Annotated in this window: 9 protein-coding genes and 3 tRNA genes; 6 read left to right on the top strand and 6 right to left on the bottom strand. The window is 72.8% G+C overall.

Annotated features, from left to right (window positions below):
• Positions 1-40: 40 nt before the first annotated feature.
• The 6 genes from EDD39_RS00500 to EDD39_RS00475 all read right to left on the bottom strand — a co-directional run bounded on the left by EDD39_RS00500 (position 41) and on the right by EDD39_RS00475 (position 9,835).
• Positions 41-454 (bottom strand): roadblock/LC7 domain-containing protein, encoded by a 414-nt coding sequence (locus EDD39_RS00500; protein WP_035873526.1) that lies wholly within the window; start codon positions 452-454, stop codon positions 41-43.
• A 10-nt stretch (positions 455-464) separates the two neighbouring features.
• The gene (locus EDD39_RS00495) at positions 465-4,004 is read right to left on the bottom strand and encodes a sensor histidine kinase (RefSeq protein ID WP_162869907.1); all 3,540 of its coding nucleotides are present in this window, start codon (positions 4,002-4,004) and stop codon (positions 465-467) included.
• Positions 4,005-4,323: 319 nt separating this feature from the next.
• A complete protein-coding gene (locus EDD39_RS00490; RefSeq protein WP_014138206.1) occupies positions 4,324-4,911 on the bottom strand; it encodes a GTP-binding protein in 588 nt (195 codons plus the stop codon).
• Entirely contained in the window at positions 4,892-5,338 is a 447-nt protein-coding gene (locus EDD39_RS00485) for a DUF742 domain-containing protein (RefSeq protein ID WP_030464762.1), read from the bottom strand. Before EDD39_RS00485 ends, EDD39_RS00490 begins: the two co-directional genes overlap by 20 nt.
• Before the next feature lie 173 nt (positions 5,339-5,511).
• Positions 5,512-5,925, bottom strand: coding sequence for a roadblock/LC7 domain-containing protein (locus tag EDD39_RS00480; RefSeq protein WP_097236138.1), 414 nt, complete (start codon positions 5,923-5,925; stop codon positions 5,512-5,514).
• A 10-nt stretch (positions 5,926-5,935) separates the two neighbouring features.
• Positions 5,936-9,835, bottom strand: a complete 3,900-nt coding sequence (locus EDD39_RS00475; RefSeq protein ID WP_244256548.1) for a sensor histidine kinase — start codon at positions 9,833-9,835, stop codon at positions 5,936-5,938.
• Between the two features lie 525 nt (positions 9,836-10,360).
• Between EDD39_RS00475 and EDD39_RS00470 the strand changes: the two genes are divergently transcribed.
• The 6 genes from EDD39_RS00470 to EDD39_RS00445 all read left to right on the top strand — a co-directional run bounded on the left by EDD39_RS00470 (position 10,361) and on the right by EDD39_RS00445 (position 13,476).
• A complete protein-coding gene (locus EDD39_RS00470) occupies positions 10,361-10,552 on the top strand; it encodes a hypothetical protein (protein WP_030458863.1) in 192 nt (63 codons plus the stop codon).
• 135 nt (positions 10,553-10,687) lie between these two features.
• On the top strand, positions 10,688-11,488 hold the full coding sequence (locus tag EDD39_RS00465) for a fumarylacetoacetate hydrolase family protein (protein WP_123552715.1): 801 nt from the start codon (positions 10,688-10,690) through the stop codon (positions 11,486-11,488).
• A complete protein-coding gene (gene gltX / locus EDD39_RS00460) occupies positions 11,481-13,004 on the top strand; it encodes a glutamate--tRNA ligase (RefSeq protein ID WP_123552713.1) in 1,524 nt (507 codons plus the stop codon). The genes EDD39_RS00465 and gltX overlap by 8 nt, the downstream gene beginning before the upstream one ends.
• A gap of 198 nt (positions 13,005-13,202) precedes the next feature.
• Positions 13,203-13,274 (top strand) — tRNA-Gln (locus EDD39_RS00455).
• A gap of 21 nt (positions 13,275-13,295) precedes the next feature.
• A tRNA-Glu gene (locus tag EDD39_RS00450) sits at positions 13,296-13,368 on the top strand.
• A 35-nt stretch (positions 13,369-13,403) separates the two neighbouring features.
• Positions 13,404-13,476: transfer RNA gene (locus EDD39_RS00445), tRNA-Glu, on the top strand.
• Positions 13,477-13,487: the final 11 nt, after the last annotated feature.

Genomic DNA, 13,487 nt, shown 5'->3' with positions numbered 1-13,487 from the left:
TTGAGGTCTTTCGAATACCAGGACGGTATCCGACGAACCGTCAGTGCAGGAGACTGCCCTGGAGTTCGGCCCGCAGCGCGGGCGTCAGGACCGCGCCGGCGCGGTCCACCAGGAGGGCCATCTCGTAGCCGACGAGACCGATGTCGGAGTCCGGCGAGGCGAGGACCGCGAGCGCGGAGCCGTCGCTGATCGCCATCAGGAACAGGAAGCCGCGCTCCATCTCGACCACGGTCTGGGTCACGTCGCCGCCCTCGAAGATGCGGCTGGCACCCGAGGTCAGCGAGGTGAGGCCGGAGGCGACGGCGGCCAGCTGGTCGGCGCGGTCCCGGGGGAAGCCCTCGGACATGCACAGCAGCAGACCGTCGGCGGAGACCACCACGGTGTGGGACACCCCGGGGGTGTTGTCCACGAAATTGGTGATCAGCCAGTTCAGGTTCTGTGCGGCCTGGCTCATCTGGGTCAACTCAACGCTCCTGCTGGTTCGAGCCGCCGAAGAGATCGGTGCTGCTGTTGTGCGGTCCATCACCGTACGCCCCCTGGTCGGGGTCGATCCGGAAGCTGCCGGTGGCATCGGGGTCGCCGCCGGCCTGGCGGCCCTGCTCGACACCGCGGCGCAGGTTGGTCAGGCGGCCGCGGACCTCGCTCGGGTCGCGGGAGACCTGCGGGCCTTCCTGCGGGGTGGTGCGGGCGTTGCCCGGCACCAGGTTCTGGCGCGGGACCCGGCGCGGGAGGCCCGAGGGGGTGGTGCCCGCCGAGGAGGGCTCGCGCAGCTTCTCCGCGCGCTGCCAGTCGCCGTCGTTCGGCGACTCCCACTCGCTGGGCGCCGAGGTCGGACCGGTCGGCCCGTAGCCGCCCAGCGCCGACACGTCGTGGCCGCGCGGCTCGTCCTGCGCCGAGGTGTCCTTCGCGCCGGTGAACCAGTTCGGGGTCTCGCCGCCCGCGGAGGAGCCCGCCGCCGCGCCGCCGCCCGCCAGCTGCTGGCCCGGCCGGCGCTGCGGCAGCGCACCGCCCGGCTGCTGCTGCTCCGCGGCCGGACGGGCCGGCGGCAGGGCCGGCAGCTCCTCCGCGGGGTACGGGTGCCCGGCGGGCTCCTCGTAGCCGTAGTCCTGCTGCTGGTACCCGTCGGCGTACTGCTCGCCGGCGTACGGGGCCTGCTGCGGGTACTGCTCCTCGGCGTACTCGTACTGGCCCTCGGCGTACTGGCCGTCGGCGTACTGGCCGTCCTCGTACGGCTGCTGCTGGTACGCCTCGGCGTACTGCTGCCCGTCGCCGTAGGGGGCCTGCTGCGGGTAGCCGGCGGGGGCGTACGGGTCGTCGGCGTAGCCGGCCGGGGCGTACGGGTCCTCGCGGTAGCCGTAGGCGTCGCCCTGGGGGGCCTGCTGCGGCTCGAAGGGGCGGCCGTAGGCGTCCGCCTCGGGGCGGCGGTACGGGTCGTCCTGGGGGCTCTGGTGGCCGGTCGCCTGCGGGGCCGGGTAGCCGCCCCCGTAGCCGTCCTCGGGGTAGCCCGGCTCGCCGTAGGGCGACTCCAGGACCTCCGCCTCCACCGGCTCCGCGGCGGCGGCGCCCGGGCCGGCCTCCAGGGCGGCCCGGCGGCGCTCCTCGATCCGCTGGGAGCGCTGCATGGACTCCAGCGCGGGGGAGAAGCCGTTGCCGGCCACCGCGCCGCGGGCGGGCAGGTGGTCGTCGAAGCCGAGTTCGGCCGCGGTGCGGTCCTGGCCCTCGAACGCCCACTCGGCGGCCGGCTCCTGCTCGGCGAAGATCCGGGAGACCGTGAACTCCTCGGCCTGCGGCTCCGGCGCCATCGCGCCCAGGTGGGTCAGCTGCTGCGGCAGCATGACCAGCGAGGTGGTGCCGGCCGACTCGCCGGACGGGCGCAGCTGCACGCGGATGTCGTGCCGCTGGGACAGCCGGCCGACCACGAACAGGCCCATCCGGCGGGAGATGGTGGCGTCCACGGTGGGCGGCTCGGCCAGCTTCTCGTTGATCTCGGCGAAGTCCTCGGCGGTCAGGCCGATGCCCTTGTCGTGGATCTCGACCAGCACCCGGCTGTCGGGCAGCCGGGTCGCGTTGACCAGCACCCGGGTCTGCGGGGAGGAGAACGAGGTGGCGTTCTCCAGCAGCTCGGCGAGCAGGTGGACGAGGTCGGTCACGGCGGGGCCGACCACGTCGGCCTCGGGGATGCCGGCCAGTTCGATCCGCTCGTAGTGCTCCACCTCGGAGGCGGCGGCGCGCAGCACGTCGACCAGTGGCACCGGGGTGTTCCAGCGGCGGCCGGGCTCCTCGCCCGCGAGGACCAGGAGGTTCTCGCCGTTGCGGCGCATGCGGGTGGCCAGGTGGTCCAGCTTGAAGAGGTTCTCCAGCTGGTCCGGGTCGGCCTCGTTGTTCTCCAGGTCGGTGATCAGCGCCAGCTGGCGCTGGATCAGGCCCTGGCTGCGGCGCGACAGGTTGGTGAAGATCGCGTTGACGTTGCCCCGCAGCAGCGCCTGCTCGGCGGCCAGCGAGACGGCCTGCTGGTGGACCTGGTCGAAGGCGCGGGCGACCTCGCCGATCTCGTCCCGGCCGTGCAGCGGGATCGGGCTGATCGAGGTGTCGACCCGCTCCGGGTCGGTCTTGGAGAGCTTGTCGACCAGCTCCGGCAGGCGGTGGTTGGCGATGTCGAGCGCGGCGGTGTTCAGGGTCCGCATGCCGAGGATCATCGAGCGGGCGATGTAGCCGGTGAGCAGGCCGGCCAGCACCAGCGAGGCGACCACGATCAGCGAGTTGAGCACCCAGTCGGTGAACGCCCGGTCCTTGATGCCCTGGGCGTCGGTGACGACCTGGTCGAGCAGGTCGGTCTCGGCGGCGCGCAGCGCGCTCATGTGGCTCTTGGTGGCCTGGTCCCACAGCGGGCGGGTCAGGCCGTCGTTGCCGGCCGAGGTGATGATCCGGGCGGCGGCGTCCTTGTTGGCCGCGGCGTCGGACAGCTGCCCGGAGTAGGACATGCCGATCATCAGCAGGGTGCTCATGACGGGCAGGTTGTGGCCGTCGGGCATCCGCAGCGGCAGGCGCTGGTCGGCGGTGGCCTGGTCGACCAGCGCGTCCGAGTAGACCTTGACCTCCTCCGCGCTGGAGGCGGTGTTGAACTCGTCGAGCGCGGTCTGCTCCAGCTTGGCGGCGACGCTCAGGGCCTGGATCAGGTCCTGGCCCTCGTGGCCGTCCACGCCGCCGACGCCGAGGCCGACCAGCAGGTTGAGCATCAGCGCGCGCTGGGTCGAGGCGGACGCCTTGGCCAGCGACATCGCGTAGATCGCACGGCCCTTGGAGGTGACGTTGGTGGAGCCGAAGCCGACCGAGTTGTCCATCGCCAGCAGCGGCGCGAACAGCAGCGAGTAGGCGTTGGAGGTCGCGGTGGCGAACAGCTCGGGCTTGTAGGCGTTGGCGCGCAGGTGCGGCAGGGACTGGACCAGGCCCTCGAACTGCGCGTTGCGGCGCACCGTGGTCGGGTCGTCCTTGGCCTTGGCGACGGTCGCGCGGTAGTCGGCCAGCGCCTGGTCGGTCCTGTCCCGGAGCTTCTTCACCTCGCCCTGGTCGCCCTGCCCGGTGAGCAGCGGCACCAGGGTCTCGTCGCGCTCCTGCTCCAGGGCGTCGGCCAGCTTGGTGGCCGAGCTGGCCACGTTGGCGATGCGCACCGCGCGGTCGGCCTGGTTGTAGTCGTCCAGCGAGGTGTTGACGCGCAGGCCGCCGAAGACGAGGGCGATGACGACCGGGATGACCAGGATGGCCACCAGGCGGGTCGGCACGCGCCAGTTCAGCGGGGACAGGAAGTCGTACCGGCTGCCGCCGCGGCGCGGGGCCTCCTCGGCGGTCGCGGGACGCGGGGCCGGCTCGGCGGCGGGGCGGCTCGGCTCGGGACGGTCCTCGGTCGCGGTGAACGCGGAGAACTGACCGGTGGTCGGGCCGCTACCCGGGTCCTGCTGGCGGGGCTCTGAGCGCCGCTGAGGGGTGACTGGCTGCTTACGCCTCACTCGACAACAACCTCTCGACCGACTGGCGGCCATGGATCTATCCGGCGGCTACCCCCCGACGGGCCGCGGCCCGCGTGGGTCCTACGGGGTAGCTGGAATTCCAACACGAGCCGGTGGACCGGACAAACGGCCCCTCCGCCCCGTGCACCAGGGGTGAAAAACGGACATATGGCGTTGAACTCCCGCAAAGTTCAAGGTCATTGGCGCACACCGGGTTCGACCGGCTACGCACTGTCAAACGGGCCCGGCAAATGCCTACCGAACTGTTACCGGGGGGCGCGAACCATCCCTGGTACGCGCCCCCCGGCCAGGTCGGGGCTCACCGGAGTCGGGCGAGGAGGGCGTGTTCGACGAGGGTGATGAGGGCGCTTTTGGCGCTGTCGCGCCGTCGGGCGTCGAGGGTGATGATGGGGATTTCGGTGTTGAGTTGGAGTGCTTCGCGGACTTCTTCGGGGGTGTGGGCCTGTTGTCCGTCGAAGCCGTTGAGGGCGACGACGAAGGGGAGGCCGCTGTTCTCGAAGTAGTCGAGGGCGGGGAAGCAGTCGGCGAGGCGGCGGGTGTCGACGAGGACGACGGCGCCGATGGCTCCGCGGACGAGGTCGTCCCACATGAACCAGAAGCGGTCCTGTCCGGGGGTGCCGAAGAGGTAGAGGATGAGGTCTTCGTCGAGGGTGATGCGGCCGAAGTCCATGGCGACGGTGGTGGTGGTCTTGCCGGAGACGTGGCTGAGGTCGTCGATGCCGGCGGAGGCCGAGGTCATGACGGCTTCGGTGCGCAGGGGGTTGATCTCGGAGACCGCGCCGACGAGCGTCGTCTTGCCCACGCCGAATCCGCCGGCGACGACGATCTTGGCGGAGGTGGTGGCGCGGCTGGGGGCGGCGGCCGCGTTAGAGCTTGCGAAGTCCACTGAGGACCCTTTCGAGCAGCGTGACGTCAGGCGTACCGCCCGACTCGCCCGCGGCGGCGGGCTGGTGGATGGCGACCAGGCCGGCCTCGGCCAGGTCTGCGACGAGGATGCGGGCGACCCCGAGCGGGACACCTGCCAGCGCGGAGATCTCGGCGACCGACTTGACCTCGCGGCACAGCGACACGATCCGGGCGTGCTCGGGGAGCAGCCCGCCCGGGGCGGCGGTGGCGGTGGTCGAGATCAGCGCCTCGATGGCCAGCTGGTAGCGGGGGCGGGTGCGTCCACCGGTCATGGCGTACGGGCGGACCAGCGGCTGCTGCTCGTAGCCGTCCGACTGCTGGCCGCCGTACCCACCGGCCTGCTGGCCGCCGTAGCCGTTTCCGTACCCGTTGCCGTACGCGCCGGCGGGTGTCGGGGGCGGGGTCATGCGTCCTCCTTGTGCTGCAGTCGTCGCGGCCGGAGCCCGCGGGGCCGTTGACTGACGGGCTGCCAGTCACCGTACGGCGAAGACCTGGGGTGGGAGTGCCGGACCCGGGGTCGGGTTGGGTCCGGCACGGTGAGGGTGGTGCGAAGGAGTCGGGATCGGGTGGGGGCCGGACGTCAGTGCAGCAGGCTGCCCTGGAGTTCGGCCCGCAGGGCCGGCGTGAGCACCGCGCCGGCGCGGTCCACCAGGAGGGCCATCTCGTAGCCGACGAGACCGATGTCGGAGTCCGGCGAGGCGAGGACCGCGAGCGCGGAGCCGTCGCTGATCGCCATCAGGAACAGGAAGCCGCGCTCCATCTCCACCACGGTCTGGTTGACCTCGCCGCCCTCGAAGATGCGGCTGGCACCCGAGGTCAGCGAGGTGAGGCCGGAGGCGACGGCGGCCAGCTGGTCGGCGCGGTCCCGGGGGAAGCCCTCGGACATGCACAGCAGCAGACCGTCGGCGGAGACCACCACGGTGTGGGACACCCCGGGGGTGTTGTCCACGAAATTGGTGATCAGCCAGTTCAGGTTCTGTGCGGCCTGGCTCATCTGGATCAACTCAACGCTCCTGGTGCTCGGGGCCGAAGCCGCTGTTGCCATCGACGTCGGACCGCCCGCCACGGGCTCCCCGGTAGCCCTCGGACGCTCCGCCGAAGTCGAAGCCCGGCCGCTGCTGCGACCCGGGGCCGCCGGCGCCCGGCTGCTGGGTCCCCGCCTGGCGGCCCTGCTGGATGCCGCGGCGCAGGTTGGTCAGCCGGCCGCGCACCTCCTCCGGGCTGCGCGAGACCTGGGGACCGGTCAGCGGGCTGGCCTCGGCGCTGCCGGAGACCAGGTTGGCCTGCGGGGTGCGGCGCGGCAGCCCCGAGGTGGTCAGGCCGTTGGTCTGCGGCTCGCGCATCTGCTCGGCCCGCCGCCAGCGCTCGTCGTTCGCCGACGGACGCCACGGCGCCTCCGGGTCGCCCTGCGGCTCCACCGCCGGACCGCCCGCCGGAGCACCGCCGAACGGCCCCTGCGGACGCTGCGGCTGCGGCCGGCCCTGACCCGGCTGCCCGCCCTGGCCCGGCTGGCCCTGCGGCCCGGCCGGACGCGGCCCGGCGCCCGGCGCCGGACGCTGCGGCAGGCCCTGGGACTGCGGACCCGGCGCCTGCGGACGCTGCCGCTCGGCCGGCCCGGTCGGCGGCCGCGGCGCCCGCTCCTGCGGAGCCCGGTCCGGCGCCTGCGGGGCGAAGCCCGGCGCCGAGGTGCCCGGACGCTGCGGCTGGTACGAGGGACGCGACCGGAACTGCTCGCGGCCCGGCTCCGGACCGTCCTGGGCACCCGGCCCGGACGGCCGGTCACCGGCGGTCGGCAGCGCCATCGGCTGCGGACGCTCCGCGAACTGCGGCTGCTGCGGCGGCTGCTGGGAGTGCGGCGGCAGCGGCGGGACGCCCTGGCCCACCGGGTCCGGCAGCACCGGCTCCACCAGGCCGAGGCCCAGCGGGTCGCGCGGGTCGATGTCGGACGCCTCGAACCGCGGCCGGGCGAACGCACCGGACTGCTCGGCCGGCGCGGCCTCGATCGGCGCGGCCGGCTGCTGCGGCAGCGGACGCCGCTGCAGTTGCTCGGGCCGCCCGTGCTGGGTCGGCTCGCCGCCCGGACGCGGCTGGCCCTGCTGCGGACCGCCCTGCGGGCCCTGCGGCGCCTGCGGACGGCGCGGCCCCTGCGGGGCGCCCTGCGGACCGCCCTGCGGCGGCCGGCCGGGCTGGCCCTGCGGACCGCCCTGGCCCGGCTGCGGACGACGCGGCGGCAGCCCGCCGCCCGGACCGCCCTGGAGACCGGGGCCGCCCTGCAGGCCCGGAGCACCCGAGGCGCCCGGCACCCGGCGCGGCGGCAGCCCGCCACCGGCGGGCGCACCCGCGCCCGGACCGGCCGGAGCCGCCGGGCCCGACCCGCCCGGCGCCGGGTTCTCGCGCAGCGACTGGCCGACCGCACGGGTCGGCAGGCCGCCGGAGCGGTTGCCCTGGGCCGGGCCGGTGCCGAACGCGCCGCCCGGGCCGAACCCGCCGTCGCCCGGCTGGCCGCCGGACGGGCCGGGACCGCCCGGCGCGCGCCGCGGCGCACCCGGACCGCCGGACGGGGTGGCGGGGGAGAACAGGTCGGGGCTGCCGCCGGCCGGGCCCTGGCCCAGCTGCGGACGGCCCGCGGGGTCGTTCGGGGCGGACTGGCCGAGCGCGGTGCGCCCGCCGGGCAGGTCGCCCGCGGGGCGGCCCTGCTGGCGCGGCGTCGGCGCCAGGCCGCGCTGCTGCCGGCCGCCGCCCTGGGGGCCCTGGCCCGGCTGGCCGGCCCCGGGCCGGTTGCCGCGCCGCTCGGCGGAGTTGGTGACGTCCACCGGCAGCATGACCAGCGCGGTGGTGCCGCCGGAGTCGGACGGGCGGAGCTGGATCCGGATGCCGTGCCGCAGGGACAGCCGGCCGACCACGAACAGGCCCATCCGGCGGGAGACGGAGACGTCCACGACCGGCGGGTTGGCGAGGCGCTCGTTGATGTCGGCCAGGTCGTCGGGGGACAGGCCGATGCCGGTGTCGTGGATCTCGATCAGCACCCGGCCGTCCGGCAGGGCGTGGCCGGTGACCCGGACCCGGGTCTGCGGGGAGGAGAACGAGGTGGCGTTCTCCAGCAGCTCGGCGAGCAGGTGGACGAGGTCGTTGACGACCCGGCCGGCCACCTCGGCGGTGGGCACCGAGGCCAGCTCGACGCGCTCGTACTGCTCCACCTCGGAGGCCGCGGCGCGCAGCACGTCGACCAGCGGGACGGGGCGGGTCCAGCGGCGGCCCGGGTCCTCGCCCGCGAGGACGAGGAGGTTCTCGCCGTTGCGGCGCATGCGGGTCGCCAGGTGGTCGAGCTTGAACAGCGAGGCCAGCTGGTCCGGGTCCGCCTCGCGGCTCTCCAGCTCGGAGATCAGCGACAGCTGGCGCTGGATCAGGCCCTGGCTGCGGCGCGAGAGGTTGGTGAACATCGCGTTGATGTTGCCTCGCAGCAGCGCCTGCTCGGCGGCCAGTCGGACCGCCTCGCGGTGCACCATGTCGAAGGCGTGCGCCACGTGGCCGATCTCGTCGGCGGAGTCGACGCCGACCGGCTCGACGGTGACGTCGACGTCGTGCGGGTCGCTCTCGGAGAGGATCTTGACCAGCTCCGGCAGGCGGCGCTCGGCGACGTCCTCGGCGGAGGTCTGCAGGCGGGTCAGCGAGCGCACCATCGAGCGGGCCACCAGGGCGGCGCCGGCGATGGCGACGACGAGCACCAGGGCGACCAGCGAGGCGTTGATGACCGACTGGGTGTCGGCGTCGGACTGCAGCTGCTGGGCCTTGCCGTTGAGGTCCTCGAGGAGCTTCTTCTCGATGGTCCGCTCGGCGGTGATCTTGGCGGTCGACTCCTCGTACCACTGCTGGTAGCTGACGCCGTCGGTCTGCTTGATGCCGTTGGGGTTGAGGACGGCCTGGGAGAACCGGTCGGCCTCGGCGACCACCTTGTTGTAGCTCATCGAGGAGCGCAGCACCCGGGCCGGGCCCTCGCCGTACAGCGCGGTGAAGTTCTCCATCGCGTTGTCCTCGGCGGCGCGCAGCCGGACGCCGAAGGTCTCGTCGGAGGCGGAGAAGTTCGGCGGGTTCTGGGCCAGCGCGGCGGAGATCAGCGCGCGCTGCATCGAGCTGGCCTCCTTGGCCAGCGAGAACTGGTACAGGGTGCGGGTGGACTTCACCAGCTCGGCGGAGTTCGAGGTGATGGCGATGTCCTGCGCGGCACCGATCAGGTCGTTGATGATCACGTTGTAGTTGGTGATCGTGGCCTGGATGTTGTTCGCGTCCTTGAAGGCGCCCTTGCGGGCCCGGGGGAGCGAGTTGAGGTCCTTGCGGACCTGCAGCAGCAGGGTCTTGGAGCCGGCCAGGTCGAGGTTGTCGAACTTGTCGGCGGCCGCGTTGAACTTCTTCGACAGCGCGGTGCTCTCGCTGTACGCCTGCTGGATGTCCTTGTCGGTGTCCGCGTCGCCGCCGCGGGAGACCGGGCCGGCCGCGATGTCGCGCTCGTTCTGCAGGGCGTCGGCGAGGTCGGTGGCGGTCCGGGCGAGCTCGGCCAGGTCGCTCATCTGGGAGAGCTCGCGGGAGTTCTCCATCGAGCCCTGGACCCGCAGGCCGCCGAAGACCAGCGCCACGATCACGGGGAGGAAGAGCAGCGCGATCAGGCGGGTCCGGATGCGCCAGTTGCGCATGGCGAAGCGGCTCAGACCGGTGGCCCGGCGGCGGTTCAGCGTGCCGCGCAGTCGCGCACGGCGGCTCTTCTTGTCGGCCGGCGTGTCGCCGCCCTGTTCCTGTGGCGCGCTGTTCGCGCCCGGCGCACCGCTGTCGGCGGCGGCTTCGGCGGGAGCGCCGAAGGGCCGCTCGCCTTGGCCGGTCGTCGCCGGTGCCGCCTGGTGGGGGCCGGCCACGGGCTCCCGCGCCTCCGGGTCACCCGCGGCGCCGCTGCCCCTCTTGAAACGTCCCTGCACTGGCGTCGCAACCTCTGGACCGGGCGCCCTTCCCCGCCGGTGCGGAGATAGGGCGGTGTCGAGTTTTTCCGTGGCATTCCAGCACAGCGGGGGAAGTCCAACAAGGGCCGTTACGACACGGTGTCCTGGGCCACCCTCCGCGCGCGGCGTCTCACGTTCTGTGGTGCAACGGCCGTGGAATACGGTCCTTTTCGGACACTTGACGCGAGCGGGTCAACGATGGTGAAGATCGATTTGTGCGTCGAATGTCCGGGATATCCCTAATGGTGGATTCCGGCATTGGTCCGGAATCATCACCTCCGCCCCCTTTGCGACCGGAATTGTGAGCAAACTCACAGCCCGATGTGTAGCTTTGGTCACGGCCGCTGTGGAATGGGCTCCCTAACCTGGCAGGGTTGATCGGAGCCTGCCCAGCGGCGGGCCCGCGCAAAAGTCCGTTCGAGCGAAACAAGGGTGCTGACGCAAATGTCCGAGACGACCGAGCAGGCCACCGGAACCACCCCGAGCGCCGGCTCCACGGCCAACCCGCGCCGCACCACCCTGGCCTCCGTCGCGGACTTCTCCGAGCTCCCCGGCTTCGCCGCCCCCCGCACCGCCCGGACGTACACCGCCCAGCTCCCGGCCAGCACGGCCAACCCGCGCCGCACCGTCCGCTGACCTCCCGCTGCGGCCCTGCCGCAGGAGCGGCCGTCGCGCCGATAACCTTGGTCCCACGAGCCGGGCCCGGTACTGCGGGCCCGGTCACCGTCCGGGAGCGTCCGGGCGGCCGACGAACCGAGAGGTTGCAGGGCTGTGCGTATCGCCAGGTTCTCCGTCCGCGAAGGGAGCCCCGCGGCGGGCTCGGTCTCCTTCGGAATCATCGAGGGGGACGCCGCGCAACCCGACTCGCTGGTGGTGCACACCCTGGCCGGTCACCCCTTCGGGACGCCGCAGCCGACCGGCGAGACCCACCGCCTGCAGGACGTCCGGCTGCTGGCCCCGATGCTCCCCAGCAAGATCGTCGCGGTCGGCCGCAACTACGCCGCGCACGCCGCCGAGCTGGGCAACGAGGTCCCGGCCGTGCCGCTGACGTTCTTCAAGCCCTCCACCGCCGTCATCGGCCCCACCGAGTCCATCGCCTATCCGCCGTTCTCCTCGGACGTGCAGTACGAGGCCGAACTCGCCGTGGTGATCGGCCGGATGTGCCGCGAGGTGCCGCTGGAGCGCGTCCCCGAGGTGGTTTTCGGCTACACCTGCGCCAACGACGTCACCGCCCGCGACGTGCAGCAGCGCGAGGGCCAGTGGGCCCGCGCCAAGGGCTTCGACACCTCCTGCCCGCTCGGCCCGTGGATCGAGACCGACCTCGACCCCGCCGACCTGGCCGTCACCTGCACCGTCAACGGCGAGCTCCGCCAGGCCGGCCGCACCTCGCAGATGGTCCGCTCGGTCGCCGAGCTGATCGCGCACGTCTCCGAGGCGATGACCCTGCTCCCCGGCGACGTCATCCTCACCGGTACCCCCGCGGGTGTCGGCCCCCTGAACATCGGCGACGAGGTCGCCGTCTCCGTCGAAGGCATCGGCACCCTCTCCAACAAGGTGATCAAGCGTGGCTGACGCAGTGAACAAGAGCGACTCCGTCGCGGGCCCGGCCGTCCGGGTCCGCTTCTGCCCCTCCCCGACCGGCAACCCGCACGTCGGCCTGGTCCGCACCGCCCTGTTCAACTGGGCCTACGCCCGGCACAACGGCGGCACCCTGGTCTTCCGCATCGAGGACACCGACGCGGCCCGGGACTCCGAGGAGTCGTACCAGCAGCTGCTCGGCGCCATGCGCTGGCTCGGCTTCGACTGGGACGAGGGCCCCGAGGTCGGCGGCCCGCACGCCCCCTACCGCCAGTCGCAGCGGATGGACACCTACGCCGACGTCGCCGAGCGCCTGCGCGCGGCCGGCCACGCCTACCCCTGCTACTGCACCACCGAGGAGCTCGACGCCCGCCGCGAGGCCGCCCGCGCGGCCGGCAGGCCCTCCGGCTACGACGGCCACTGCCGCGACCTGACGGCCGACCAGGTCGCCGTCTACGAGCAGGAGGGCCGGCAGCCGATCCTCCGCTTCCGGATGCCCGACACCGCGCTCGCCTTCGACGACCTGGTCCGCGGCCCGATCTCCTTCGACCCGAAGGACGTCCCCGACTACGGCATCGTCCGGGCCAACGGCGCCCCGCTGTACACCCTGGTCAACCCGGTCGACGACGCCCTGATGGAGATCACCCACGTCCTGCGCGGCGAGGACCTGCTCTCCTCGACGCCCCGTCAGATCGCCCTCTACGCGGCCCTGGCGGAGATCGGCGTCGGCAACGGCACCACCCCGCGGTTCGGCCACCTGCCGTACGTGATGGGCGAGGGCAACAAGAAGCTCTCCAAGCGCGACCCGCAGGCCTCGCTCAACCTCTACCGCGAGCGCGGCTTCCTCCCCGAGGGCCTGCTCAACTACCTGGCCCTGCTGGGCTGGTCGCTCGCCGAGGACCGCGACATCTTCGACATCGACGAGATGGTCGCCGCCTTCGACATCGACGACGTCAACGGCAACCCGGCCCGCTTCGACCTCAAGAAGGCCGAGCACATCAACGCCGAGCACGTGCGCCGCCTCGCCCCCGAGGAGTTCGTCGAGCGCCTGGTCCCCTACCTCCAGGCCGCCGACCTGCTCCCCGCCGAGCCCACCGCCGAGCAGCTCGCCCTGCTCGCCGCGGTCGCCCCGCTCACCCAGGAGCGGATGGTGGTCCTCTCCGAGATCGTCACCATGGCCGGCTTCCTCTTCGTCGCCCCCGCGGACTTCGCCGTCGACCCCGAGGACGCCGCCAAGGTCCTCACCGCCGACGCCCGCCCGGTCCTCGAGGCCGCCGTCAAGGCGCTCACCGAACTGCGGGACTTCACCCCCGAGCCGATCCAGGCCGTGCTGCGCGAGGCCCTGGTCGACGGCCTCGGCATCAAGCCGAAGTTCGCCTTCACCCCGCTGCGGGTCGCGGTCACCGGACGCCGGGTCTCCCCGCCGCTGTTCGAGTCGATGGAACTGCTCGGCCGCGAGGAGACGCTGCGCCGCCTGCTCTCCGCCCTGGAGCTCCTGCCGGCCTCCTGAGCCGGTTCCGGCGCCCCGCCGGACACCTGCCGGACACCTGCGGACCGTGTCGCTGACCTGGCCCGCAGGTGTCCGGCGCGCTGCCTGCGGTTATCGATTTTGGAGCGGGGCGGGGCGTCGGGTAATGTTCTTTCTGCGCCGCCCGGGCAGGGAGGCGCAAGACACCGAGGAAGACCCCGCAGAGGGGTTGAACTCTGGTGGGGTATGGTGTAATTGGCAGCACGACTGATTCTGGTTCAGTTAGTCTAGGTTCGAGTCCTGGTACCCCAGCGCAGCACATCACTGCAGTAAGCCCCCGTTGTGTAGTGGCCTAGCACGCCGCCCTCTCAAGGCGGTAGCGCCGGTTCGAATCCGGTCGGGGGTACGCAATTCTTGACAATTGCAAAACGAATGAGTCCCGCCCCCGTTGTGTAGTGGCCTAGCACGCCGCCCTCTCAAGGCGGTAGCGCCGGTTCGAATCCGGTCGGGGGTACTCGCTCATTC

It is taken from the genome of Kitasatospora cineracea, assembly GCF_003751605.1.
GTDB classification, from domain to species: domain Bacteria; phylum Actinomycetota; class Actinomycetes; order Streptomycetales; family Streptomycetaceae; genus Kitasatospora; species Kitasatospora cineracea.
This window is presented reverse-complemented; position numbering and strand designations above follow the sequence as displayed.